This window comes from Kribbella qitaiheensis, assembly GCF_042657745.1.
Taxonomy (GTDB): Bacteria; Actinomycetota; Actinomycetes; order Propionibacteriales; family Kribbellaceae; genus Kribbella; species Kribbella qitaiheensis.
The window spans coordinates 213522-238496 of sequence record NZ_JBHSKE010000002.1; the positions used below are offsets into that span (position 1 = coordinate 213522).

Sequence of the window (24975 nt, forward strand, 5' to 3'; positions counted from 1 at the left end):
CCTCAGCGCGTCCCGCCGGCGGCGAACTTCTCCACCGCTGCGACGTTGCCCTTGTCGATGAAGGCAGGACCGGTCAGCGTGGCCTGGCCACCGCCGATGGTGTTGCCATTGGTCTTGTAGAGCCACAGGCTGTCGACCGCGAGGTACCCCTGGAGGTACGGCTGCTGGTCCACGGCCCACTGCACATCGCCGGACTTGATCGCGCCGATCAGGTCCTTGTTGGTGTCGAAGGTGCCGACCTTGGCGGTCGAGCCCGCGTCCTTGACCGACTTCACCGCGGCCAGCGCGAACGGCGCGCCCAGCGTGACGACGTAGTCGATGCTCTTGTCCTGCTGGAGCTTCGACGTCATCGTGGTCTGGCTGCCCGGCATGTCGGTGCCGGTGATGTACAGCTTCTCGACGTTCGGGAACTTGTCCTTCACGCCCTGGCAGCGCGCCTCCAGGCCGACGTGGCCCTGCTCCTGGATGACGCAGACGGCCTTCTTGGCGCCGAGCTCGACCAGCTTCAGGCCCGCGGCCTGGCCGGCGATCCGCTCGTCCTGACCGAAGTAGCCGAGCGCACCCGCCTGCCTCCAGGCCTCGATGCCACCGTTCAGCGCGACCACCGGGATACCGCCGTCGGCCGCCTTCTTCACGTTGGCCTGCATCGCGTCGGGCTTGGCCAGCGTGACCGCGATCCCGTCGACCTTCTGGTCGATCGCGGTCTGCACCAGGTTGGCCTGGTCGGCGCCTTCCGGCGCACCGGAGTACTGCAGTTCGACGTTGTCCTTCGCCGCGGCCGCCTCGGCGCCCTTGCGGACCAGGTCCCAGAACGTGTCACCAGGGGCCGCGTGCGTGATGAACGCGACCTTCATCCGCGGGGTGTTCGCGACGTTGCCCGCGGCCCCACCGGAGCTCTCCTCCTCCTGCTTGCCACCGGAGGAACTGCACGCACCCAGCGCCGCGACCAGCACGAGCGCCGCCCCCGTGGCCACCGCCTTCTTCTGCCACCGAACCATGACTACAACCAGCCTTTCAGACGTTTCCGCGGTAACGCCGCGGCGTGTGGGTGTGACCATGCAGAGTCACTCTGCTGGTCGTCAAACGGATACACCACCCCCGTGGCTCCTGAGGTAGGACAAAGTCCGCTCCGCGATCGGGAGCGGGACGTCGGGTGGGCAGGGATACATGTCCTGCTCCACGATCGCGAACAGGTCCGCGTCCAGGCCGGCCAGCGCGTCGAGCACGGGTGCCAGTTCGGGAATCCCGAGCGGCGGCTCGCACATCACGCCACGCTTGACGGCCTCGTCGAAGCCCAGTCCTTCTTCCTGCACGGCCGCCAGTACGACGGGGTCGACCTGCTTGAGGTGCACGTACCCGATCCGCTCCGGGTACTGCTGGATCAACTGCAGGTTGTCGCCGCCGCAGTAGCTGATGTGCCCCGTGTCCAGGCAGAGGTTGACGTGCTCCCCGTCGGTCTCGGCGAGGAACCGCTCGACCGTCTCCTGGCTGTCCACGTGCCCGTCCGCGTGCGGGTGGAACTGCGTCTTCAACCCGTACTCCGCGGCGATCCGCCGGCCGAGCTCGGTGACCTGGTGGCCGTGCCGCGCCTGACCCTCATGATCCAGGCGCGGTTCGACCACCTCCCCGTTCGAGCCGCGCCACATCGAGGGGATCACCACCAGGTGCCTGGCTCCCATCGCCGCGGCAAGCTCGGCCGCGGCCGAGACGTCACGCCAGGTCGAGTCCCAGGAGTCCGGCCGGTGCAGGTGCTCGAAGATCGTGCCGGCGGTGACCTCGAGGCCACGCTTGTCCAGCTCCTCCTTCAGCCGCGACGGATCCGTGGGCAGGTAGCCGAAGGGGCCGAGCTCGATCCGCGTGTAGCCGGCGGCCGCGACCTCGTCGAGGAACCGCTCCCAAGGCGTCTGCTGGTCGTCGTTCGCGAACCAGACGCCCCACGAGTCCGGCGCACTGCCGACCTTGACCTCACCCATGGTTGTCCCCCTCGATCGGCGTCAGATACGGACGCTGTGCCTTCTTGGACTCCACGTACGCCGCGGAGGCGGTCTGCGTCGACTCCAGGTCGGACACCTGGCTGACCGGGACGTCCCACCAGGAGTCGCTGTCCGGCGCTCCGATCAGCGGATCCGTCTTCACGTGGATCGCGATCGGCCCGGTGGCGCCCTTCGCCGTACCGATGGCCTTCTCCAGCTCGGCGCGGCTGTTCACCTCGATCACCTCGACGCCGAGGCTGCGCACGTTCGCCGCGAGATCCACCGGCAGGTAGTCCCCGTCGAGCCGCCCGTCGCCGCTGCGCCGCCGGTACGACGTACCGAACCGCTGGGAGCCGAGGGATTCCGACAGGGCACCGATGGAGGCGAAGCCGTGGTTCTGGACCAGGACGACGATGATCTTGACGTTCTCCTGGACCGCGGTGACGAGCTCGCTCGACATCATCAGGTACGACCCGTCGCCGACCATCACGAAGACGTCCCGGTCGGGTGCGCCGAGGCGGATGCCGAGCCCGCCGGCGATCTCGTAACCCATGCAGGAGTAGCCATACTCGACGTGGTATCCCTTCGGGTCGCGGGTCCGCCAGAGCTTGTGCAGGTCGCCCGGCATCGAGCCGGCCGCACAAACCACCACATCACGCGGCTCCGACAATTCGTTCACGGCGCCGAGCACCTCGCCCTGGGTCAGCAGTCCGTCCGCGACGTTTTCCACAACCTCCGCAGGCGGGTTGTACGCCCGCTCGACGGTCTCGTCCCAAACTCGCGCCAGTTCTGCGGTCAGATCCTTGTACTTTTCCTGTACAGACCATTCACCGACCGCGGATCGCAAGGAAACAAGGGCTTCCCTGGCATCCGCGACGAGAGGGAGACCGGCATGCTTACCACTGTCGAACCGCGCGACATTGATGTTCACGAACCGCACGTCGGGGTTCTGGAAGGCAGTCCGCGACGCCGTCGTGAAGTCGGCGAAGCGGGTCCCGATGCCGATCACGAGGTCGGCGTCCCGCGCCAGCGCGTTGGCCGCCGTCGTACCGGTCGAGCCGACCGCGCCCACCGATTGGGGATGGTCGTAGCGCAGCGATCCCTTGCCCGCCTGGCTTTCCGCCACCGGGATGCCGGTGGCCTCGGCGAACTCGCGCAACGCGTCCTGCGCCTGCGAGTAGGCCACGCCGCCACCGGCCACGATCAGCGGCCGCTCCGACGACCTGAGGAGCTCTACCGCTTTGTCGACAATGGATGCCTCAGGCAATGGCCGGGCGATGTACCAGGTGCGCTCGGCGAACAGCTCCTGCGGCCAGTCGAAGGCCTCGGCCTGGACGTCCTGCGGCAGCGCGATCGTGACGGCGCCGGTCTCCACCGGATCGGTCAGCACCCGCATGGCGTTCAGCAGGGCCGATGGCAACTGCTCCGGCCGCCAGACTCGGTCGAAGTACTTCGAGACCGGGCGGAACGCGTCGTTCACGGAGACGTCGCCGCCGGTCGTGCTCTCGAGTTCCTGCAGCACGGGGGTCGCGACCCGGGTCGCGAAGACGTCCGAGGGAAGGAGCAGCACCGGCAGCCGGTTGACCGTGGCCAGGGCCGCGCCGGTGATCATGTTGGTCGAGCCGGGCCCGATGCTCGCCGTGCAGGCATAGGTCTGCAGGCGGTCCCGAGTGCGGGCGAACGCGGACGCGCTGTGCACCATCGCCTGCTCGTTGCGGGCCAGGATGTAGGGCAGCGCGTCGGGGTCCTCGAGCTCGGCCTGCAGCAGCGCCTGACCGAGGCCTGCCACGTTCCCGTGCCCGAAGATGCCGAAGCAGCCGGCGAACAACTTCTGCCGCTGCCCATCGCGCTCCGAGTACTGAACGCTCAGGAATCGCACCAGCGCCTGCGCGACCGTGAGACGGACCGTCATCGCTCTCCTCCGAAAGATCGCCGCGGACTTGCTGTCGGGGAGATGGTCATCGGTCCTCCCCGAACGGCAGGCGCGGGTCGATCGTCTGGGTGTTCCACAGCTCCCGGACCCAGCCGTGCTGCGGGTCGTCGACGATCAGCCACTGGCGTTCAGTGCCGGGACCGGCCATCACGTTCAGGTAGTACATGTCATAACCAGGAGGCGCCATCGCAGGACCATGCCAACCGTGGGGCACCAGTACCAGGTCCCCGCTGCGCACCTCGGCCAGGACGTCGATGGGACGCTCCTCGGTGCCGTAGACCCGCTGGTAGCCGATCGGGTCGGTGCCCTTGACACCCTCAGGGGCATCGTCGGACAGCTGCAGCTCGAAGTAGTAGATCTCCTCGAGCTCGCTCTCCTTGCCGGGCCTGTGCTCGTCGTGCTTATGCGGCGGGTACGACGACCAGTTCCCGGCCGGGGTGAGAACCTCGCACGCGATGATCGAGTCCGCCTCGAGCACCGCCGGCGTGCCGAAGTTCCGCACCTGCCGGGAGGCGACCCCCGCACCGCGCAGCTCGGTCTCGACCTGCTCGATGCCGATCCGACGGAACGGGTAGTCCGAGGCGGCCCTCGCGTGCGGGAAGGCGATCCGGGCGCCACCGGCGCTGACCACAGCGACGGTGGTACTCCGCGGCACGTAGGCGAAGTCGGTCGGGCCCGCGAAGACGTCCGCGCGACCGCCCAGCGGCAGGGTCTCCCCGTCCACGACCACCTCGGCGGAGCCGCTCAGCGGGAGCACCAAGAACTCGGAGTCACCCGTGTCGAACTCGACGGACTGTCCGGGCTGCAACGTCGCGACGTACAGGCCGGTGTGGTGCCAGTCCTGTTCGCCCGGGCTCACCGCGAGCTCGAAGCCGTCCCGCGCCGTGGAACCGGCGGGCCTGAACCAGGCGGTCATGCAGCACCTCCTCGGGTGGCTACGACAGCTTGAGGAACATGCGGCGCGGTCATGCGGCACCTCCGTGAACTAGGGCGGCGGCTTGGTCTACGGCTGAAGCTACGTCGCCGTCCGGGGGAAAGAGGAGAGCTCGGCCCACTACGAGGCCGCGGACCGAAGGGAGGCTCAGCGCCTTGCCCCACGACGCGTAGGTCTCCTCGGGCGCAACCGTCGGGTCGCCACCCAGCAGCAAGGTCGGCAGCGTGGTCGCCTCCATCACCCGGGCGAGATCGTCGACGACCGGGAGCTTGAGCCAGGTGTACGCGCTCGTCGCGCCGAGACCGGAGGCGATATGCACCGACTTGATCACCGAGTCCGGATCGAGCAGGTTCGTCACCCGGCCCTCCTTGTGGACCGACCAGAACGGCTCGACCATCGCCATCAGCTTGCGCTCGGCAAGCTCCGTGACCGCCTGCGCGCTGCTCTCCAGCGTCGCCACCGTGCCGGCGTCCTCGAGGCAGATCCTGGTCAGCATCTTGCCGCCGTCCAGCCGGCGCGAGGCGATGTCATCCGCCGTGCCGTACGCCGTGAACCTGTCGTCCAGCTCGAACGAGGCACCCTGCAGGCCGCCGCGGTTCATCGAACCGATGACGAGCTTGCCCTCGAGGGCGCCGAGCAGCAGCAGGTCCTCCAGGACGTCGGGAGTCGCGAGCACGCCGTCGACGCCCGGCCGCTTCAGCGCGGTGCAGAGCCGGTCGATCAGCGCCGGCCGACTCGCCATCGCCATCCGGTCGTCCCGCACGCCGAGTGCGCCGCGGGCCGGGTGATCCGCCGCGACGATCAGCAGCCGCCCGTCCTCGCCGACGACCTCCCGTCGCCGCCGCTGCTGCCACGCCTCGGCAATCCGCTCAGGATGCCGGACCCTGATCTCGGTGAGGTTGATGTTGCTCAGCTCGCTCATGCTGAGCCCGTGCTGAGCGGGGCTCATGCCTGTGCGCCCGGCGGAGGGGTTGGTGGGGTGGTTCATGCCGGCTCACCCATCAAGGTCAGGACCTCCGACTCGGTGGGCATCGCGGTCGAGCACTCCAGGCGGGAGGCGACGATGGCGCCCGCGATGTTGGCGAAGCGGATCACCTTCTCCAGCGGCCAGCCGGCCAGCAGCCCGTGGCACAGGGCGCCGCCGAAGCCGTCGCCGGCGCCGAGCCCGTTCACCACCTCGACCGGGAACGGCGGCACCTCGACCCGCTCGTCCCGGGTCCGGGCGAGCGTGCCCTTCGGTCCCTGCTTCACGACGGCCAGGTCGAGCCCGCGGTCCAGCAGCGCTTGCGCCGCCTTGTCCGGATCGGTCTCGCCGACGGCCACCTCGCACTCCTCCTTGTTGCCAACAGCAACGGTACAGTGCTCGAGCGCCCGGCTGACCTGCGTGTGCGCCTCGCTCGGGTCCGCCCAGAACATCGGCCGGTAGTCCAGGTCGAGCACGGTGATCGGCTTGCGTTCGCGGGCCTCCCAGGCCGCGAAGTGCGCCGACCGGCTGGGCTCGGCCGACAGCCCCGTCACCGTGGACCAGTAGATCCGCGCGTCCTTGATCGCCTGCAGGTCCAGCTCTTCCGGATTGATGACGAGGTCCGGTGCCTTCGGGAAGCGGTAGAAGTACAGCGGGAAGTTGTCCGGCGGGAAGATCTCGCAGAACGTGATCGGCGTCGGCAGACCGTCCACCGGCGTGACGAACCGGTCGTCCACGCCGAGCTCGAGCAGCGTCCGGTGGATGAAGGTCCCGAACGGGTCATGCCCGGTCCGGCTGATCACCGCCGACTTCCGCCCGTGCTTGGCCGCCGCGACCGCGACGTTGGTGGCACTGCCACCGAGGAACTTGCCGAAGCTCTCGACATCCTCCAGGTGCGTGCCGGTCTGCAGCGGATACAGGTCGACGCCGATCCGCCCGATGGTCAGTACGTCGTCAGCCATCAGACCGCCTCGGCCAGACGCCGAAGGTGCTCGATGCTCGCCCGTACGTCGACCAGTGGTCCCTCACCGTTCGGACGGTCCCGCAGGACCGTGTCCTGCTCGAGCACGTACCAGCCGTCGTACCCGGCCTTCTCCAGCGCGCCGACGATCGCGGCGAAGTCGATGTCACCACCACCGAGCGGGCGGTACATCCCCTGCCGCACGGCGTCGGTGTAGCCGACCTCGCCGGCCTGGACCTTCGCGGCCCAGGCGGCGTCCACGTCCTTGAGGTGCGTGTGCACGATCCGGTCCGCGTGCTTCAGCGCGAGCGCCACCGGGTCGACCCCGCCGATCAACAGGTGACCGGTGTCGAGCGTGAGCCCGATCGTGGAACCTTGCAGCACTCGGTCCACATCTTCGGCGTTCTCCACCATCGTGCCGACGTGCGGATGCAGCGTCGCGGTGACCCCGTGCTCGGCGGCGATCCCGGCCAGCTTGTCGAGATTGGCGAGCAACGTGTCCCAGCCGAGGGAGTCCAGCACCGGGCGGCCGTCGTACCCGTCCTGGCCGGTCGCGGCGGCGAGCACGAGCGTGCCGGCCCCGGCGGCGACGAATCCCTTGAGCGACCGCAGCACCTCGGCGGCCGGATCGTGCGAAGGATCATGCAGTACTACGGGGACGAAGCCGCCGACCGCGCGGAGTCCCAGATCGGCGAGCGTCTTCGCCTTCAGCGCCGGGTCGTCCGGCAGGAAGCCGTCCGGGCCGAACTCCGTCGCGGCGATCCCCACGTCGCGCATCTGCGCGAGCACGGTCTCCGGGTCGTACTGCCAACCCCAGCCCGGGACCTCGCAGACACCCCAGGAGATCGGGGCTCCGGCGATCCTGGCAGCAACGTCACTCATCGGCCGATCTCCTCCAAGGCAACGACGCGGTTCTCATGGCGGGACAGTTCGCAGGCGTCGGCGATCCGGAAGGCCTGCAGGGCGTCGCGGACCGTGCAGGGCACCTCGCGGCCCCTCGCGACGACCTCGGTGAAGGCGGTCAGCTCGGCGACGTAGGCCGGCCGGAACCGGTCCATGAAGGTGGTGTGCGCCGGGCCCTCGGGGAAGGTCACGCCGGCTTCGGCGGACTTCAGCGCCGTGTGCTCGTCGAGACCGACGGCGACCGAGCCCAGGCTGCCGAGCACCTCCATCCGCACATCGTGGCCGGCCGCGTTGTAGCGGGTGCCGCTGACCGAGACGAAGGTGCTGTCGTCGAGCGTGAGGAGCGCGGCGGCCGCGTCGACGTCGCCGTACTGGCCGAAGAAGGCCTCGCCACGGTTCGCGCCGGTGGCGAAGACGCTGACCACCTCACGTCCGGTGACGAAGCGGATGATGTCGAAGTCGTGCACCGTGCAGTCGCGGAAGAACCCGCCGCTGGTCGGGATGTACTCCTGCGGCGGCGGGAACGCGTCGTTGGTGTTCGCGCGGATGTGGTGGATGAAGCCGAGCTCACCGGCCTGGACCTGCTGCCGCGCGGCCTGGTAGCCGAGGTCGAAGCGCCGCTGGAAGCCGATGTGCACCGGCACGTCCGACGCCTCCACCAGGGAGACGACCCGCTGGGTGTCGGCGAGGTCCTGCGCGACCGGCTTCTCGCAGAAGGTCGGCAGCCCGGCCGCCACCCCCTTGGCAATCAGGTCCGCGTGCGCCGAGGTGGCCGCCGCGATCACGAAGCCGTCCAGGTCGCTGCCCAGCAACTGGTCCACGTCGGCGGCGAACTCGAGGCCGAGATCCTTGGCGACCAGCTCCGCCCTGCTCGCGTCGGCATCGGCCACCACCACCTGGTCCACCGCCGGCAGGTTCTTCAAGGTCGCCGCGTGGAACGCACCGATCCGCCCGACTCCGACCAACCCGATTCGCATCCTGTGCCCTCTCGAAAGGCTCGTGTCTGAGTGAGCCGGGGCCGCGGGAGGTCGCGCCAGTCGCGGCACCGGTTCGTTCCGGTTAGCCTCACCCGGCCGGGCAAGCGTGTCAATACTTTGTTAGCACATTTTCACATCGGGACATACAAACGTCCTTCATGTAACCTCCTGCCATGGCCGCCCTGCCGATCCAGATCGATCGGACGAGCCCGGTGCCGCTCTACCACCAGCTCGCCGAGCAGCTCACTGCTGCCATCAGCGACGGCACCCTGCGCCCCGGCGACCCGTTCGAGAACGAACTGGCCATGTCCGACCGCCTCAGCCTGTCCCGGCCGACCGTGCGCCGCGCGATCTCCGAACTGGTGAACAAGGGTCTGGTGGTCCGCCGCCGCGGCATCGGCACCACCGTCGCCAACCAGATGGTGCACCGCCGCGCCGAACTCACCAGCCTGTACGACGACCTCGAGCGCGAAGGCAGAACCCCGCGGACCGACGTCCTGTCCCTGGTCCGCTCCGCCCAGGACGACCGCGCCGCCGAGGCCCTCGGGCTCCCCCCGGGCACGCCGCTGGTCTCGATCGTCCGGCTCCGGTACGCCGACGACCTGCCGCTGGCGATCCTGCGCAACTGGTTGCCCCCGGCAATGGACGACCTGACCGTCGCGCAGCTCGAGGCCGACGGCCTGTACGCCGTACTCCGGGCGCGCGGGGTCCGCCCGACGGTGGCGCGGCAGCGGATCGGCGCCCGCAACGCCACTGCCGAGGAACGCCGCACCCTGCACATGTCCAAGGCCGAGCCCCTGGTCACCATGACCCGCAGCGCCTACGACGCCGACGGCTCCCCCGTCGAATTCGGCGACCACTGCTACCGGGCCGACCAGTACTCCGTCGACGTCCTCGTCAGCGAACGCTGACCCCCCTGCCACCACAAACGCAGTACGTCCGAACAACCGAGCGCTATAGCCCTCAGTTCTTCGGACGCAAGCGACAGCGAGCGACAGCGGGGGGTCAGGCCTGGTTGCTGAGGAGGGTTCGGACCAGGCGGAGGCCGACGGAGAGGTGAGCCAGTTCCGGCCCCTCGGTGTCGACGATCTCGTCCATCATCGTGGCCGCTCGGGACAGGGCCACCTCGTTCATGTCCTGCCAGGCGATCACCCGGTCCTCCGGCTCGGCCGCGTCGTCCGTCGTCGCGAGCACTTGGGCCGTGAGGCGGGCGTGCACCGTGTGCAGGTCGTCGCGCAGGGCCGCGCGGGCCATCGTCTGCCAGCGGTCCGTCCGCGGCAGGCCGATGATCCGCTCGAGGAAGAGCCCGAGCTGGAGCCGCTCCCCGAGCGCGAAGTGGACCTTGGCGACCTCCAGTACGTCGAGGTCCTTGAGGTCGGCGGTCTCCACGATCCCCAGCGCCGCGTACGCCGGCGGGAGGACCGCGATCCGGGTGGCGAAGTCCGCCGGAACCCCCTTCAGCACCAGGGCTTGCCGGCGCTGCTCGAACAACGCCAGCTCCCGGCCCCGCAGTACCTCGGGAAGCGCGGTGGTCAGCTTGGCGATGCCGGGCGAGAAGAAGTCGATCAGCTCGGCGATGTCGACCGGTGGGCGGCGGTTGCTCACCAGCCAGCGGGTCGCGCGCTCGACCAGGGTCCGCGTCTCCAGCCGCATCGCGGTCTGGGTCTGGGCGTCGACGACGTTGTCGAGCTCGGAGTTGCGGGCCAGCAGCTCGGGCTGGGCGAAGATCCGCGACGCGGCCAGGTTCGCCCGGACCACGTCCTCCACCGAGCCGCCGGTCTCCAGCGAGAGCCGGTGGTAGGCGGTGATGCCGGAGGAGTTGATGAACTCGTTCACCACCTGGGTGGTGATGATCTCCCGGCGCAGCTGGTGCGACTTGACCTGTTCGGCGAAGCGGTCCTGGATCGCTCGCGGGAAGTAGCTGATCAGCTTGGATTCCAGGTACTCGTCATCGGGCAGCGTGCTCTTCAGCAGCTCCGCCTCGAGCACGATCTTGGTGTAGGCGATCAGCACCGACAGCTCGGGCGAGGTCAGCCCCTTGCCCTCGGCCTTGCGGCGCTTGAACTCCGCGACGCTCGGCAGGAACTCCAGCTCCCGGTTGAGCAGCCCCTCGCGCTCGAGCCGGCGGACCCAGTCCTGGTGGACGTGCATCAACGCGGGCGCCTGCGCGGTCGCGTTGGCCAGGCCGATGTTCTGCCGGTAGTTGCTCTTCAGTACCAGGGCGGCCACTTCATCTGTCATCGACGCGATCACGTCGTTGCGCTGCTTCTCGGTCAGGTCCCCGTCGGCGACCACCTTGTCCAGCAGGATCTTGATGTTCACCTCGTGGTCGGAGGTGTCCACGCCGGCCACGTTGTCGATGAAGTCGGTGTTGATCCGGCCGCCCTTGGTGGCGTACTCGATCCGGCCGAGCTGGGTGAAGCCCAGGTTGCCGCCCTCGCCGACCGCCTTGGCCTGCAGGTCCTTGCCGTTGATCCGGATCGCGTCGTTGGCCTTGTCGCCGACGTCCGCGTGCGACTCCGTGCTCGCCTTCACGTAGGTGCCGATGCCGCCGTTCCAGAACAGGTCGACCGGCGCCTTCACGATCGCCTGCATCAACTCCACCGGCGTCAACGTCGACGGGCTGCCCTCCAGCCCGAGCGCCGCCCGGACCTCCGCCGAGATCGGGATCGCCTTGTCGGTCCGCGGGTAGACCCCGCCGCCCGCCGAGATCAGCGAGGCGTCGTAGTCCGCCCAGGACGAGCGCGGCAGCTCGAACAGCCGCCGCCGCTCCGCGAACGAGACCGCCGCGTCGGGCGCCGGGTCGAGGAAGATGTGCCGGTGGTCGAAGGCCGCGACCAGCCTGATGTGCTCCGACAACAGCATCCCGTTGCCGAACACGTCACCGGACATGTCGCCGACGCCGACGACCGTGAAATCGGTGTTCTGGCAGTCGTGGCCCATCTCGCGGAAGTGCCGCTTGACCGACTCCCACGCACCGCGCGCGGTGATCCCCATCGCCTTGTGGTCGTAGCCGACCGAACCACCCGAGGCGAACGCGTCACCGAGCCAGAAGCCGTACTGCTTGGCCACGCCGTTCGCGAGGTCGGAGAAGGTCGCCGTGCCCTTGTCGGCGGCGACCACCAGGTACGCGTCGTCACCGTCGTACCGGACCACCTCGCGCGGCGGGACGATGGCGCCGGCAACGATGTTGTCGGTGATGTCCAGCAGCCCGGAGATGAACGTCTTGTACGACGCGATCCCCTCGGCCAGCCAGGCATCGCGGTCCGCCGCCGGGTCCGGCAACTGCTTGGCGTAGAAGCCACCCTTCGCGCCGACCGGCACGATCACCGAGTTCTTCACCATCTGCGCCTTGACCAGGCCGAGCACCTCGGTGCGGAAGTCCTCGCGCCGGTCCGACCAGCGCAGACCACCGCGCGCGACCGCGCCGAAGCGCAGGTGCACACCCTCGACCCGTGGTGAGTAGACGAAGATCTCGTACGCCGGACGCGGCTGCGGCAGGTCCGGGATCGCCTTCGGCTCCAGCTTGATCGAGATGTAGTCGCGCGGTTGCCCGTCCGGTCCCGGCTGGTAGTAATTCGTCCGCAGGGTCGCCTTCATCACCGTCAGGTAGCCGCGCAGGATCCGGTCCTCGTCCAGGCTCTGCACGGTGTCCAGAGCGGCGACGATCTCCTTCTCCAGCTGGTCCACCGCGTTCGCCCGGTCCGGGTCGTCGGCGGCACCGTGAGCGGGGTCGAAGCTGGTCTCGAACAGCCGGACCAGCAGGTTCGCCACGTCGACGTGGTTGAGGAAGGTCCGCTCGATGTAGAGCTGGCTGAACGGCGTACCACCCTGGCGGATATAGCGCTGGTAGGCGCGCAGGATGGAGACCTGCCGCCAGCTGAGGTTGCCGCGCAGTACCAGGGCGTTCAGCCTGTCGCTCTCGGCCCGGCCCTCCCAGACGGCCTGGAAGGTCTCGGAGAAGAGCCTGCGCAGCTCCTCCCGCTCCTGGTAGTGATCCGGCGTCCGCAGCCCGAAGTCGTAGATGTACGCCGTGTCCGTGGGCCGGCGGATCTCGTACGGCCGCTCGTCGATCACCTCGACGCCCATGTGCGTCAGCAGCGGGAGCACCTGGGACAGCGACAGCGCCGTACCGGTCCGGTAGACCTTGAAGCGGCGCTCGCCCTCCCAGGCCTGGTCGATCGGGGTGTAGAGGGACATGGCCAGGCCGTCCTCGGCGGGCAGGCCGTCCAGGATCGTCACGTCCTTGACCGCGACCCGGGCGTCGAAGTCCTCCTTGTACGCCTCCGGGAAGGCGGTGGCGTACTGGCTGCTCAGCCGGGTGACGGCGCCGTCGCCGCCGAGGGCGTGCAGGGCGACGTTGAAGTCGTCCTGCCAGGCGCGGGTGGCCTCGACCACCTTCTGCTCGAGCAGGTCCGGGTCGAACTCGCCGACGGTCGCGCCCTGCTTCATCCGGACGACGAAGTGCACCCGGGCCAGCACGGACTCGGTCACGTAGGCGGCGTAGTCCACGGACTCCGCGCCGATCGCGTCCTTGAGGATCTGCTGCATCTTCAGCCGGACCGCGGTGGTGTAGCGGTCACGCGGCAGGTAGACCAGGCAGGACAGGTACCGGTTGTAGACGTCGCGGCGGACGAACAGCTTGACCGCGCGGCGCTCCTGCAGGTGCAGCACGGACTGCACGATCGGCAGCAGGTCCTCCACCGGCGCCTGCAGCAACTCGTCGCGCGGGTAGGTCTCCAGCACGTCCAGCAGGCCCTTGCCGCTGTGGCTGTTCGGATCGAAGCCGGTCATCCGGAACAGCTCGAGCGCCTTGCGGCGCAGTACCGGCACCTGCATGACGCTCTCGGTGTACGCGGTGGACGAGAGCAGGCCGATGAACCGCAGCTCGGACACCGGCTCGCCGCTCTCGTCGAACTGCTTGATGCCGACGTAGTCCAGGTACGACGAGCGGTGCACGGTCGAGCGGGAGTTCGCCTTGGTCAGGATCAGCAGCTTCTTCTCCCGGGCCTTGGCGCTCACCTCCGGCGGCAGCAGCCCGGTGTTCTCGTCCAGCTTCGGGTCCTGGCGCAGGATGCCGAGGCCGGTGCCGGGCACGCCCCGCAGTACGCCCTGCTCTCCGCGCATGGTGAAGCTGTACTCACGGAAGCCGAGGAAGGTGAAGTGCTCGTCGGCGAGCCACTCGAGCAGCTCCCGGGCCTCCTCCACCTCACCGGCGCTGACCGGCACCTTGGCGGCGTCCAGCCCGAGGGCGATGTTGACCGCCTTCTCGTGCATCTTCGGCCAGTCCTCGACCGCCTCGCGGACGTCGTTGAGGACCTTCAGCAGCGCCTTCTCCAGCGCCCGGTGCTCGGCGCTGTCGGGGATGCGCTCCACCTCGAGGTGCATCCAGCTCTCCCGGACGAGGTCGTGCTCGTCGGCCGGGGCCGCGTCGTCGAGGACTTCCTGCAGAGTGCCGGCGATGTCCCGCCGGACCACGAACTGAGGGTGCACCAGCAGCTGGAGCTCGAGGTTCCGCTCGGTGATCACCATCGAGGCCGAGTCGACCAGGAACGGCATGTCGTCGACCACGATCTCCACCACGGTCCGGCCGTTCGCGGTCCAGCCGTGCTCCTCGAGCGTCGGCGTGAACACCTGCACCTTGGCGGTGCCCTGCGGCCGCGACAGCGCGGACTTGTAATGGTGCCTGGCAGCGCCCAGACAGTCGGTCGGTTGCCGCTCGGCGACGTCCTCGGCGGCCACGTAGCGGTAGTACCGCTCCAGGAAGTTCTTCAGCTTCCCGGGATCGACCGACTTGTCGTGGCCGTGCGTTCCGGCCTCCACCGCCTTTGCGAGAACATCCGCCTTCTGGACGTCCAGCTTGCTCTGCATTCCCCACCGTCTCCACGCGTGACGTGACGCTCTGCGCCGGGCCGCACGCCTTTGTGCGCCTCCCTCAGAGATTAGTCCACTTCAGTCACTGGTGTGATGTCGGGACGGTCCTTTCCGATGCCTTACAGATCACCTTTACCGGCTCTGGACAACCGCAGCGCGAGGGCCGGACAGGCCAGTACCGCGCGGCGTGCGTTCGTCACTTCACCGCGGGTGATCTCGCGCCCACGGAGCACCGGGAAGCCCCACTCGTCGAGTACCACGTCGTCCGGCAGGAGGGTCGCGCAGAGACCGTGTCCGTCGCACCGGGTCCAGTCGATCTCCAGCCTATTCACCACGCACCTCCGGGTACCGGTAGGACTCCTTGTACTGCGCGACCGCATCCGCCGGCACCCAGGTGAATCCGGACGTCCTCACCGAACACCTCGAGCGCGGATGCCAGGAAGCGGGCCGAACCGTCCGGGTGAGCGCAGGCCCCTCGGCCTGGGACGAGGCCCAGATGGCGCTGCGCGTCGTGCCAACCGGCGGGGTCGCCGTTCAGCAGCCGCCCGAAGTCGTCGACCAGTGCGGCCAGACCGAAGACGCACGGCCCGCATTGCCCCGCCGACTGGCTCGCCAGCCACCCGGCGACCCGGTGCACCTCGCCGAGCGGGCAGGTGTCCGTGCCGAGCGCCAGGACGATCCCGGCACCCAGCGGCACGTCCGGCCGGCTGAGCTGGACGCCGGTCGCCTGCGGCAGCCACCGGCCGTGGTACCCGCCGATCAGGACCGCGCCGGTCTGAGGTGCTCCGGCGAACTGGAGCACCGTGTCCAGCGGGATGCCAGTCGGTGTCTCGATCACCCCAGGCCGGTCGACCGCCCCTGCGACCGTGAGCAGGTGGGTGCCGGGTTCGCTGATCAGGCCGGTGCTGCTGAACTCCCTGGAGCCGAGCCTGGCCAGTACTGCGAGCTGGGCGAAGGTCTCCACGTTCGACAGGAACGTCGGGCGCCGGTGGTACCCCTTCCGCGTCGGCAGCACCCGCCGCCCGGGCGGAACCGCAGGCCCTCCCTCGAGCACACTCAGCACGGCTCGGGCCTCGCCTGCCACGAAGCGGCCGGGTGTATCGGCCACCTGGACCGCCACCGCGTCCTGGCGCTCTAGCAGCGCTGTCCGGATCGACGAGGCCGCTGCCGCGTCGTGGACCGCTACCAGGACCTGCGGGGCACCCAGTGCTTGCGCCAGCCCAGTGGCTCCGTCCAGGACCAGGTGAGGGGCCAGGGTGAGCAGCAGCCGGTCCTTGCGACTCAGTGGCTCGCTCTCGGAGCCGTTGACGACCACAGCCTCGATGCGACTGGACGGGAGGTCCGCCAGCTTGAGCGCGACCGGGAAGGCGGCTCCGCCCCGGCCTCGCAGCCCGACTGCCGTCGCCAACTCGGCGTACGTCTCCCTGGACAGCTGTGGCATCGGCCCGTGGGTCCAGAGGTGCCGTCGCAGCTCCGCCCGGCCTTCCCTGAGACCGGCGAGCAGCCGAGGCTGTCCGATCACCCGGAGTTGTACTGGGTTCTCCTGCAGGATCGTCATTGGAATCTCCCCGCGCGGGCCAGACTGAGCGGCGTACTGCGTTGGTCTTCGCGGCGGCGGAGGCGCACGGCCACGGAGGTACCGACTGCGGCCAGGCAGCCGATGGTGATGGCGAGCATCCAGGGCGTGCCGCGATCGGTACCGGCCAGCAGGCTGTGGCCGATCGACAGCAACCAGCCGAGGGAGGCTGCGAGGTGAATCGACCGCCAGCGCTTCGTGAAGGCCTCAGAACGGGCCAGCCGTCCTCTGGCGGCGCCGACGAGTGCGGCGAACACCAGGCTGTAGGCAGCGAGCGCTCCGACAGTCACAGCGAACGGGCGATAACCGGAGCCGAACGGCCAGACCAGTACCGACGCGTTGATGTCCACGTAGCTGTCGGAGATCACCGCGATCACATGTGCGACCAGGAGCAGCAGGCCGGTGACTGCGGCCGAGCGGTGCACGTACTGCAGCCAGAACCGCTGCTCCGGTTTGCGACTGCCCGCACCGAGGGCTCCGAGCGACGCCGCGACCGTGAAGAAGACCAGAGCCATCACCCCGGCCGCGCGGGCCAGGTACCACAACGTCATCAGGCGACCCTGCTAGCCGAGGGCCAGCCGGCCAGCTCGGTGACGTCGCCGTCCTCGTCCACCAGCCGAGCCGGATGCCCCGCCAGCGTCAACCGCCCGAGTGCCGCATCGCCCGTCGCCACCAGCGCAGTACTGAAGGTGTTGGCCCGTACTGCGGACGGCGCCCAGACCGAGGCGGTTCGCCAGGGGCCGTCCGCGGGTCGTCCCGTGCGGGGGTCGATGACGTGGTGCGCGAAACCGCCCGGGGTGGACCAGCGCCGCGCAGTACGGGTGGAGGTGGTGAGGCCGCCGTGGGCCAGGGTCACCGCTACGCCGGCGTCACTCTCGCGTTCGGCGACCTCGATCACCCAGGGCTCGGCCGGAGTACCGGCGGCGCGTAGGTCTCCGCCGATCTCTACGAGTACTGCGCAACCGTGGCGCTTGCTGAGTACGAGTGCTGCGCGGTCTGCGGTCCAGGCTTTGGCGGTCGCGCCGAGGTCAAGTGTCGCGCCCTTCGGGATACCGATCAGGGCGAGTCGGCGGTTCAGCTGGACCTGCTGCCAGCCGGGGACAGTGCCGGTGGAACCGCTCGCCTGCGGGAGGCGACGGCGTACGGCCTCGATGTCGTCGTCGTAGCCGGCGGCCACCACCGCGCCGCCTACGGTCGGATCCACTGCGCCACCGCTCATGGAGGCGGCCACCAGGCTCACATCGACGAGGTCGACCAAGAGCCGCGAGACCGGGACCATCGAGCCGGCCCGGGTGTTGATCGCGGACAGCTCGGAGTCGGAGCGGAACCGGCTTGCCGCCTTGTCCACACGATCCATCAGGGCCTTGAGCGCTCCGCAAGCCGCACCCAGAACCGCGGCGTCATCGACGGTCAGGCGGACCGTGCAGCTCCACGCCTTCCAGCTTCGGGAGGCGGTCATGAGCCGTGGCTCCCGCCCTGCGTCGGGGCATCCTGCTGCCCCGAGCCCAGCCCACTGCTCCCGCTGTCGCTGCTGCCGTTGTCGCTGGAGCTGCTGCCTGAGTCGCTGGAGCCGGAGCTGCTCGAGCTGCCGTCGTCGGTGCCGGTGGTGGCCTGGGTGCCACCGGAGTTGTCGGGCTGGCGCGCGGTCAGGACGGCAACGGCGAGGCCGGTGCCGGTGACGCCGAGCACGGCGGTCGCGACGGCGGCCGCCGCGGAACGGCGGAGCCAGCGGCTGCGGTCGGGGTGCGGATCGAACGCTTCAGTGGTGACCATGCCGACAGCGTCGCCGCGCAGGCCCTAGGCGCACGCCAAGAGACCATCAAGCCAGGATCAAGTTCTGCTGAGACTCTCCTGAGAGCCCACCCACAGGAACCCGGCGTTCGACCCCGCCGATGTCAACAAAGCTGGTCAGCAGAAGCCGCGGACCTCTGGCGGGCAGGTGGTCTGCTCGTGCTCCTCGACGGCGGCGATCACGTCGTCGGCCGCCTTGCCGAGCTCGGCCATCCGCTCCTTGCCGAGCACGTCGACGAAGAACTCCCGGACCCGGCCGGCGTGTGCCGGAGCACAGGCCTCGATCGCGGCCCGCCCCTCGTCGGTCAGCACGATCTCCGGATACCGGGCGTCACAGGCCTCCTTGCGGATCAGCCCGCGTTTCTCCATCCGGGAGAGGTGGTGCGACATCCGGCTCTTCTCCCACTGGGTCGCCTCGCCGAGCTCGAAGGCCCGCATCCGGCCGGTCTCGGACTCGGACAGGTTGACCAGGATCTCGAAGTCGGACTCGGACAGGCCGAACTCGCGCTGCAGATGCCTGGACAGGTGCGTCTCCAGCGTCCTGCGCATCAGCAGATAGCTCCGCCAGGCCTTCTGCTCGTCGTCGTCGAGCCACGGTTCGTTCGCCACGAGACCCATCCTAGCGCGCCTGGTTGACACATCAACCTAACGAGCTACCATCGACGGAGTTGACACATCAACCCGACAATTTCGAGGGAGCTATTCCGATGACCGAGCAGAAGCTGATCGCCGTAGTGGGTGCCACCGGCTCACAGGGCGGCGGCCTGGTCCGGGCGATCCTGGCCGACCCCGACCGGCAGTTCGCAGTACGGGCGCTGACCCGGAACCCGCAGTCGGCCAAGGCACAGGAGCTCGCGGCCGCGGGCGCCGAGGTGGTCCAGGCCGACCTCGACGACGAGACCAGCGTGCGGAAGGCGTTCGACGGCGCGCACGGGGCGTTCGTGGTGACGAACTACTGGGTCGAGCGGACCCCGGAGGAAGAGGCCGCGCGGACCCGGGCCGAGATGGAACTGGAGCAGGCCGAGATCGCGGCCCGCGCGGCCAAGGACGCCGGCGTGCACCACGTGATCTGGTCGACCCTGGAGGACACCCGCGAGCACTTCGGCGACGACGAGCGGGTGCCGAGCCTCGACGACGGCCGGTACAAGGTGCCGCACTTCGACGCCAAGGGCGAGGGCAACGAACTGTTCACCAAGTACGGCGTGCCGACCACGTTCCTGCAGACGACGTTCTACTTCGACTCGATGGCGATCCCGGGCGTCGGCCCGCTCCGCGGCGAGGACGGCAAGCTGGCGATCACCCTGCCGATGGCCGACCAGCCGCTGTCCGGCATCGCGTCGGAGGACATCGGCAAGACCGCGCTCGGCATCTTCAAGCGCGGCGACGAGTTCGTCGGCCGGACGGTGAGCGTCGCCGGCGAGCACCTGACCGTCGACCAGTACGCCGCCAAGCTGACCGAGGCGCTCGGCGAGGAGGTCGTCTACCGGCCGCTGACCTGGGACGAGTTCCGCGCCCTCGGGATCGTGAGCGGCGTCGAGATGGCGAACATGTTCCAGTTCTACGCCGAGGACTCCGACCGTTTCACCGGCGACCGCGACCTCGAACTGGTTCGCGAGCTCAACCCGGAACTGAAGTCCTTCGACGACTGGCTGGCCGAGCACAAGAATGAGCTCAAAGCGGCAACCAGCTGACGTTCTTCAGACCTCGAGCGGCGGCTCGGCCCGGCAACCCGAGCCGCCATCCAAGGCAGCCGATCTGCCCACCGTCTCGCATCACTAGCCACCGTCTGGCAACGTCCCACGGAGCAGGGACGGAGCAGCCGCCAACGCGATACACCGAGATTGCGGCGTCGATTCCGGCGGATAGCGACCTGTCCGAGGGCGGCCGGGATCTCGCCGTTGAGGTGAGCCTGCCGGCGTCCTCGTCGGCGAACGTATCGAAGATCCCGAATGTCGTCGGCCCGAGCCGCAACGCGTACCAAGTGACGGACCCCTCTTCGGCGGCAGCGCGCATCGGCGGCTGATCAGATCGACCGGCACTTCCTCGGTCGCCGCCGATCATCGTCCAGCCGCGCCACCCGCTGCTGCTAGCCAGAAGTCCGGATTCCGGTTGGCAGGGGGTGGGCTCGGGGGCTCGTCGGGATGCCGCGAGACCGCTGGAGCGGCACTGTCGCAGGTAGGGCCGAGTCCTCCGCGTGACTCCCGACACGGTGGCACGTAGAGGCGACGCGGCCGGCTACCAGACAGGTCAATGCAGTCAATGGAAGGAAAAGGACGATCGTGAGAGTCCGGTTTGTCAGAGGATCAACGCGCCGCCCGCTCGCCGCGCTCGCCGTGGTGGCAGCAGCGGCGACGCTCGCGGCCGCGTGCGACAACAGTTCGGGCTCGTCGGGCTCATCGGGCTCATCGAGCTCGTCGGGTTCGGGTGTGTACGGCTCCGGCGGCTCGTCCTCAGCGTCCCCGCCGGCCAGGACGTCGGGGGCGGCGTCGGTGGCGGTGACCAAGGGCAACCTCGGGTCGATCCTGGTCGACGGCAGCGGGCGGACGCTCTACCTGTTCGAGAAGGACAAGGGCAGCACGTCGTCGTGCTACGGCACCTGCGCCACGGCCTGGCCTCCGTACACCACGACTGGGTCGCCACAGGCCGGCGCCGGCGCACAGGGCCCGCTGCTCGGGACCACGAAACGAACCGACGGCACAACCGAGGTCACTTACCACGGCCACCCGTTGTACTACTTCGCCGGCGACAGCAAGCCCGGCGATACCAACGGCCAGAAGGTGAACGAGTTCGGCGCCGAGTGGTTCGTGCTGTCCCCGACCGGCACCGAAGTCGACCAGTGACGGCTCCTGACCGGGCGAAAGGACGTAACCACATGACAGCCACACCACTGAGCAAGATCCTCTACACCGCCGAGGCGGTCACTGAAGGCGGCCGAGCCGGGCACGGCCGCACCTCGGACGGGCGGGTGGACCTCAAACTGTCCGTACCCGAGGACATGGGCGGCCAGGGCGGTCCCGGCACCAACCCCGAACAGCTGTTCGCACTCGCCTACGCAGCCTGCTTCCAGTCGGCGCTGCTGGCGGTGGCCCAGGGCCGCCACCTCGACGCCGACGACGCTCAGGTCACCGCCCGGGTCGGCATCGGCCCGACCGGACACGGCGGCTTCGGTCTGCAGGTCGCCCTGGACCTGCATGCCCCACAACTGCCACCGGCTGAGGCCGCGGACCTCATGGCACGCGCCGACCAGCGCTGCCCGTACTCCAACGCCACCCGCGACAACGTCGTAGTCACCCTCAGCGTCGACGGCCGACCCGTCGAGCGGACCGCGCCCTCAGTCTGACCGCTGCGTCAACGCTGGCCACGCTGGAGCGCTCCGGCCCGCGGCGGTTGACGGACCTGGCCGTCGACCGAAATGACTCAGCCGACAGTGACGACTGCGGTGACTCAATGGGAGAAGCCGGGCCTCGCTCGTCGTCGTAACATCTGCGACGCGGCCCACATGCCGAGGCCGGAAACAGCAGCCGCTTGATGCGGCCCTGCAGGCGGGTCTTCAAGCTGCGCTGAACCGGAACCCACGCGACAGCCGGCCGTCAGCGGTCCGGGAGGTTGAGTCGCTTCAGGCGTTCGTACGCGCCGAGGATGTGTTTGTCGATTCCGTCCTGGGCAGCCTGTGGATCACCCAAGGCCAAGGCGTCTCGTAGCTCCTTGTGCTCGCTGTAACCGACGTCGAGGAAGTCCGGAAAGCTCGCGTTGCGGGCCCGCAGGAAGACCGTCACCTGCCCACGGATGGACTCCCAGACCCGCTGCACCCGGGCATGGCCGCAATAGGCGTAGATGATGTCGTGGAACTGGAGGTCCAGCCGTACGGCGTCCTCCGGATCGATCTTGGTGTCGACGCTCTTCATCTGCTCCAGGACCGCATCCATTTCGGCGAATCCCTGTCCCTGCATCCGCGTACACGCCCGGCCGGCGGCCAATTTCTCGATGGCGCCGCGGAGGGTGTGCACCTCGTCGACGTCGGTCTTTGTCAGGGTGCTGACAAACGCTCCGCGGTGCCGCCGGAGCTCGACGTGGCCCTCTTCCTCAAGTCGGGCCAGCGCCTGCCGAATCGGCCCACGGCTGACCTTCAGTGCCTCGGCCAGCTCGGTCTCCTTGAGATGCTGGCCCGGCTGGAACTTGGCACCGGTGATCATTTCCCGGAGCACGTCAGTCACCAGATCGCCAAGAGCGCGCTGCGATGGCAGCGCGGGCACGACGTCGTCGGGGATCATGCCGACCACCTCCTCAAGGCAGTTACCGCCAGTATCCGAAAACAGGACGACTCTAGCCTCTGTTCAGGTTCCACTGTTGATTGTAAACAGTAAGTCATTGACAGTAAATCAACTACCAGAGCAGACTCGGAACCTCCACTCAGGCAGAGCGGCACAGCGCCGGCGCCAACGTCGGCCAACCGTGAGGCAGCCCGATCCCAGGGCAGAGAGAGGTCACGACAACGATGACCACCGATACAGCGGTTCACACCGGACGCACGGCACTCGGCCCGTTCCCGCCGGCCGCTCCCCGGAATCCCGATGCGCCGCACGTCACCGCGGCGACGATCGATGTCGACGCCGCGGAGAGCCAGGGTCCACTGACGCGCGTCTGGGAGAGCTTCGGCTACGACGAGTTCAACTGGACGTACACGCCCACCGGCAAGCGGCTGCTGCAGACTTTCGCCGACTTCTCCGGCGGCGGCTACTTCGTCCGGCCGCACTACATGTACTGCTCCGGCAGCGGCTTCGGCATCCCGCACTGGAGCTCCGGCAACGTCTACCACGAAGACGCCGACGGCAATCCCTACTACGACTTCACGCTGCTGGACCAGGCGTACGACGCGATTGTCGGCGCCGGGCATCACCTGCTGGTGGAACTCGGCTTCACCCCGAGGGATCTCCTGCCACCTGAGGCCGCTGAGCTGACCGTCGTGCCCAGCCCCACTGCCTACACCAGTTACGAGGCAGGTGCCTGGGGATACCCGCCCAAGGACAACGCCAGGTGGGCGGGCTTGATCAGCGCCACGGTTCGGCACTGCATCGATCGCTACGGCGAGGCGGAGGTGAAGACCTGGCTCTGGGAGCTGTGGAACGAGCCGGACATCTCCTACTGGCGCGGCACTCTCGATCAGTACAACGAGCTCTACACCGCGACGGTCCAAGCGATCCGAGCCGTGCTGCCCGAGGCCAAGGTCGGCGGACCGGCTGTCACCAGCGGCGGACTGAACTTCCTGCGAGGCTTCCTGGATTACACGTCGCGCCGTGACGAGCCACTGGACTTCATTTCCTATCACACCAAAGGCTGCCACTTCCCGACCCGCGACTACCGGCCGTTCGCCGAACCGGCGGCCGAGCTACTGAGCCCGTCGTCGACGAAAATGTTGTACGACCTGCGCGAGTTCAACCGGCTGATCGGTTCGTATCACGCCTACGCCGAGCTGCCGGTGATCGTCGACGAGTGCGACGCAGCGGTGCCGGCGCACTTCGGACGCTACGACAACCGCAACTACAGCTTCCAGAACACCGAGTACTACCCGGTCTTCCAGGCCAAGCTGATGAAAAAAATCTTGGATCTGAACGCCACCGAGCCGGCCCAGGTCGCCTACGCCACCTCCTGGAGCTTCTACTTCGAGGCCGAACGCTACTTCGAAGGCACCCGGTCATTCCTCACCGCAGGTGGCGTCGAAAAGCCATTCCTCAACGCCTATCGGATGCTGTCGCTGCTCGGTCCGGATCGGCTGCGCACGACCTCGGACGCAGCCTGGCAGGTCGGCGAACTCGACCACACCGACGGCAGCAGCATGCCCGAGGAAGTTGACGCCCTCGCCTCGCGTTCGGAGGACGGGAGCGTCGCCGTGCTGGTCTGGCGGCACATCGATGATCAGTACCAGACCAACGAGGACCTGACACCGGTGACCGTGACCGTCCGCAACCTGCCGGCCGGGTCCTACCGGTTGCGGCATCTGCGCATCGACGCCGACCACAGCAATTCCTTCACCGTCTGGCAGCAGCTCGGCTCACCCCAGGACCCGACCGCCGAACAGCTGGCCACGATCACCGGCCGTCAGGGTCTCGAGGAGTTCGAGGCCGACCGCATCCTCACGGTGGACAGTGAGGTTTCGCTGGAGGTCTCACTGCCCTTGCCGTCGGCATCGTTGTTGGTCTTGGTGCCGAGCAGCTGACCCGGACGATCCTGAGGACGAGAGGGAGACGATGGACCAGAACGTGATCACGCTGAACAACGGCGTACGGATTCCCCAGCGTGGCTTCGGCGTCTTCCAGGTCCCGCCGAGCGACACCCAACCCGCGGTCGAGCAGGCGATCGAGCTCGGCTATCGGCACATCGATACTGCGGCGGCGTACAACAACGAGGCCGGTGTGGGCGCGGCCGTGCGGGCGTGCGGGCTTCTCCGCGAGGAACTGTTCGTCACCACCAAGCTGCGCAACGGCGAGCACGGCTACGAGTCGGCGCTGAGGGCGTACGACGAAACGCTGCAGCGCCTCGGACTGGATTACGCCGACCTGTATCTCGTGCACTGGCCCAATCCGGCTGCCGATCTGTACGTCGACAGCTGGCGTGCGCTGGAGCGGATCCACACCGACGGGCGTGCGCGGGCGATCGGTGTGTCCAACTTCCTCTCAGAACACCTGGACCGATTGGCCAAGGAGGCCGAGGTCGTGCCGGCAGTCAACCAGATCGAGCTGCACCCCACGTATCAACAGCGCGAACTGACCGAGCTGTGCCGCGAGCGGTCGATCGCGGTCGAGGCGTACTCACCGCTCGGCCAGGGTGGCGATCTCGATCATCCTGTACTGGCGTCGATCGCGGGCGATCACCACGTGACACCGGCACAGGTGGTGCTGCGGTGGCATCTGCAGCGCGGGAACATCGTCATCCCGAAGTCGGTCAATCCCGAGCGGATTCGCGCCAACTTCGATCTTGGCGGCTTCGAGCTGACCGACGACGAGATCGCCTCGATCACGGCGATGGAGAACGGCAACCGGCTCGGCAGCGATCCCCGCACGTTCGCGATCAGCCAGATCAGATAGCCGGATG

Annotated in this window: 22 protein-coding genes; 6 read left to right on the top strand and 16 right to left on the bottom strand. The window is 68.5% G+C overall.

Going from position 1 to position 24975, the window contains the following annotated elements:
• Nucleotides 1-2: 2 nt before the first annotated feature.
• From ACFPJ1_RS01190 to ACFPJ1_RS01225, 8 genes are all read right to left on the bottom strand, one after another.
• Nucleotides 3-998, bottom strand: a complete 996-nt coding sequence (locus tag ACFPJ1_RS01190; protein WP_380100856.1) for a sugar ABC transporter substrate-binding protein — start codon at nucleotides 996-998, stop codon at nucleotides 3-5.
• A gap of 81 nt (nucleotides 999-1079) precedes the next feature.
• On the bottom strand, nucleotides 1080-1973 hold the full coding sequence (locus ACFPJ1_RS01195) for a TIM barrel protein (protein ID WP_380100858.1): 894 nt from the start codon (nucleotides 1971-1973) through the stop codon (nucleotides 1080-1082).
• Nucleotides 1966-3885 (bottom strand): 3D-(3,5/4)-trihydroxycyclohexane-1,2-dione acylhydrolase (decyclizing), encoded by a 1920-nt coding sequence (iolD, locus tag ACFPJ1_RS01200; RefSeq protein ID WP_380100860.1) that lies wholly within the window; start codon nucleotides 3883-3885, stop codon nucleotides 1966-1968. The genes ACFPJ1_RS01195 and iolD overlap by 8 nt, the downstream gene beginning before the upstream one ends.
• A 46-nt stretch (nucleotides 3886-3931) precedes the next feature.
• On the bottom strand, nucleotides 3932-4822 hold the full coding sequence (gene iolB / locus ACFPJ1_RS01205) for a 5-deoxy-glucuronate isomerase (protein ID WP_380100862.1): 891 nt from the start codon (nucleotides 4820-4822) through the stop codon (nucleotides 3932-3934).
• Nucleotides 4823-4871: 49 nt separating this feature from the next.
• Complete coding sequence (locus ACFPJ1_RS01210; protein WP_380100943.1) at nucleotides 4872-5762, bottom strand: Cgl0159 family (beta/alpha)8-fold protein; 891 nt, start codon at nucleotides 5760-5762, stop codon at nucleotides 4872-4874.
• A 62-nt stretch (nucleotides 5763-5824) separates the two neighbouring features.
• The gene (gene iolC / locus ACFPJ1_RS01215; protein WP_380100863.1) at nucleotides 5825-6766 is read right to left on the bottom strand and encodes a 5-dehydro-2-deoxygluconokinase; all 942 of its coding nucleotides are present in this window, start codon (nucleotides 6764-6766) and stop codon (nucleotides 5825-5827) included.
• Complete coding sequence (locus ACFPJ1_RS01220) at nucleotides 6766-7647, bottom strand: sugar phosphate isomerase/epimerase family protein (protein WP_380100865.1); 882 nt, start codon at nucleotides 7645-7647, stop codon at nucleotides 6766-6768. Before ACFPJ1_RS01220 ends, iolC begins: the two co-directional genes overlap by 1 nt.
• The gene (locus ACFPJ1_RS01225) at nucleotides 7644-8645 is read right to left on the bottom strand and encodes a Gfo/Idh/MocA family protein (protein WP_380100867.1); all 1002 of its coding nucleotides are present in this window, start codon (nucleotides 8643-8645) and stop codon (nucleotides 7644-7646) included. Before ACFPJ1_RS01225 ends, ACFPJ1_RS01220 begins: the two co-directional genes overlap by 4 nt.
• Nucleotides 8646-8818: 173 nt before the next feature.
• Between ACFPJ1_RS01225 and ACFPJ1_RS01230 the strand changes: the two genes are divergently transcribed.
• Nucleotides 8819-9556: a GntR family transcriptional regulator gene (locus tag ACFPJ1_RS01230; RefSeq protein ID WP_380100869.1), complete on the top strand. Its 738-nt coding sequence runs from the start codon at nucleotides 8819-8821 to the stop codon at nucleotides 9554-9556.
• 94 nt (nucleotides 9557-9650) lie between these two features.
• On the opposite strand, the gene ACFPJ1_RS01235 is transcribed toward ACFPJ1_RS01230, so the two are convergent.
• The 7 genes from ACFPJ1_RS01235 to ACFPJ1_RS01265 form a co-directional block, all read right to left on the bottom strand.
• On the bottom strand, nucleotides 9651-14516 hold the full coding sequence (locus ACFPJ1_RS01235; RefSeq protein WP_380100871.1) for an NAD-glutamate dehydrogenase: 4866 nt from the start codon (nucleotides 14514-14516) through the stop codon (nucleotides 9651-9653).
• A gap of 122 nt (nucleotides 14517-14638) precedes the next feature.
• The gene (locus tag ACFPJ1_RS01240) at nucleotides 14639-14851 is read right to left on the bottom strand and encodes a ferredoxin (RefSeq protein ID WP_380100873.1); all 213 of its coding nucleotides are present in this window, start codon (nucleotides 14849-14851) and stop codon (nucleotides 14639-14641) included.
• Nucleotides 14848-16077 carry an NADH-ubiquinone oxidoreductase-F iron-sulfur binding region domain-containing protein gene (locus ACFPJ1_RS01245; protein WP_380100875.1) on the bottom strand — a complete coding sequence of 410 codons (1230 nt, stop codon included), beginning with the start codon at nucleotides 16075-16077 and terminating at the stop codon, nucleotides 14848-14850. The genes ACFPJ1_RS01240 and ACFPJ1_RS01245 overlap by 4 nt, the downstream gene beginning before the upstream one ends.
• Nucleotides 16074-16646 carry a hypothetical protein gene (locus ACFPJ1_RS01250; RefSeq protein ID WP_380100876.1) on the bottom strand — a complete coding sequence of 191 codons (573 nt, stop codon included), beginning with the start codon at nucleotides 16644-16646 and terminating at the stop codon, nucleotides 16074-16076. The genes ACFPJ1_RS01245 and ACFPJ1_RS01250 overlap by 4 nt, the downstream gene beginning before the upstream one ends.
• On the bottom strand, nucleotides 16646-17554 hold the full coding sequence (locus ACFPJ1_RS01255; protein ID WP_380100878.1) for an FAD:protein FMN transferase: 909 nt from the start codon (nucleotides 17552-17554) through the stop codon (nucleotides 16646-16648). Before ACFPJ1_RS01255 ends, ACFPJ1_RS01250 begins: the two co-directional genes overlap by 1 nt.
• On the bottom strand, nucleotides 17551-17868 hold the full coding sequence (locus ACFPJ1_RS01260; RefSeq protein WP_380100880.1) for a hypothetical protein: 318 nt from the start codon (nucleotides 17866-17868) through the stop codon (nucleotides 17551-17553). Before ACFPJ1_RS01260 ends, ACFPJ1_RS01255 begins: the two co-directional genes overlap by 4 nt.
• A 135-nt stretch (nucleotides 17869-18003) precedes the next feature.
• On the bottom strand, nucleotides 18004-18495 hold the full coding sequence (locus ACFPJ1_RS01265) for a MarR family winged helix-turn-helix transcriptional regulator (protein WP_380100881.1): 492 nt from the start codon (nucleotides 18493-18495) through the stop codon (nucleotides 18004-18006).
• 98 nt (nucleotides 18496-18593) lie between these two features.
• On the opposite strand from ACFPJ1_RS01265, the gene ACFPJ1_RS01270 reads away from it, so the two are divergent.
• From ACFPJ1_RS01270 to ACFPJ1_RS01285, 3 genes are all read left to right on the top strand, one after another.
• Nucleotides 18594-19577 carry an NmrA/HSCARG family protein gene (locus tag ACFPJ1_RS01270; protein WP_380100883.1) on the top strand — a complete coding sequence of 328 codons (984 nt, stop codon included), beginning with the start codon at nucleotides 18594-18596 and terminating at the stop codon, nucleotides 19575-19577.
• A 798-nt stretch (nucleotides 19578-20375) separates the two neighbouring features.
• Nucleotides 20376-20726, top strand: a complete 351-nt coding sequence (locus tag ACFPJ1_RS01280; RefSeq protein WP_380100885.1) for a COG4315 family predicted lipoprotein — start codon at nucleotides 20376-20378, stop codon at nucleotides 20724-20726.
• A gap of 32 nt (nucleotides 20727-20758) precedes the next feature.
• A complete protein-coding gene (locus ACFPJ1_RS01285; RefSeq protein WP_380100887.1) occupies nucleotides 20759-21226 on the top strand; it encodes an organic hydroperoxide resistance protein in 468 nt (155 codons plus the stop codon).
• 250 nt (nucleotides 21227-21476) lie between these two features.
• Here the strand turns inward: ACFPJ1_RS01285 and ACFPJ1_RS01290 are convergent, their stop codons facing one another.
• Nucleotides 21477-22157 carry a GntR family transcriptional regulator gene (locus tag ACFPJ1_RS01290; RefSeq protein WP_380100889.1) on the bottom strand — a complete coding sequence of 227 codons (681 nt, stop codon included), beginning with the start codon at nucleotides 22155-22157 and terminating at the stop codon, nucleotides 21477-21479.
• A gap of 224 nt (nucleotides 22158-22381) precedes the next feature.
• On the opposite strand from ACFPJ1_RS01290, the gene ACFPJ1_RS01295 reads away from it, so the two are divergent.
• Together ACFPJ1_RS01295 and ACFPJ1_RS01300 are read left to right on the top strand one after the other, a co-directional pair.
• The gene (locus ACFPJ1_RS01295) at nucleotides 22382-24100 is read left to right on the top strand and encodes a GH39 family glycosyl hydrolase (RefSeq protein ID WP_380100891.1); all 1719 of its coding nucleotides are present in this window, start codon (nucleotides 22382-22384) and stop codon (nucleotides 24098-24100) included.
• Nucleotides 24101-24131: 31 nt separating this feature from the next.
• On the top strand, nucleotides 24132-24968 hold the full coding sequence (locus tag ACFPJ1_RS01300; RefSeq protein WP_380100892.1) for an aldo/keto reductase: 837 nt from the start codon (nucleotides 24132-24134) through the stop codon (nucleotides 24966-24968).
• Nucleotides 24969-24975: the final 7 nt, after the last annotated feature.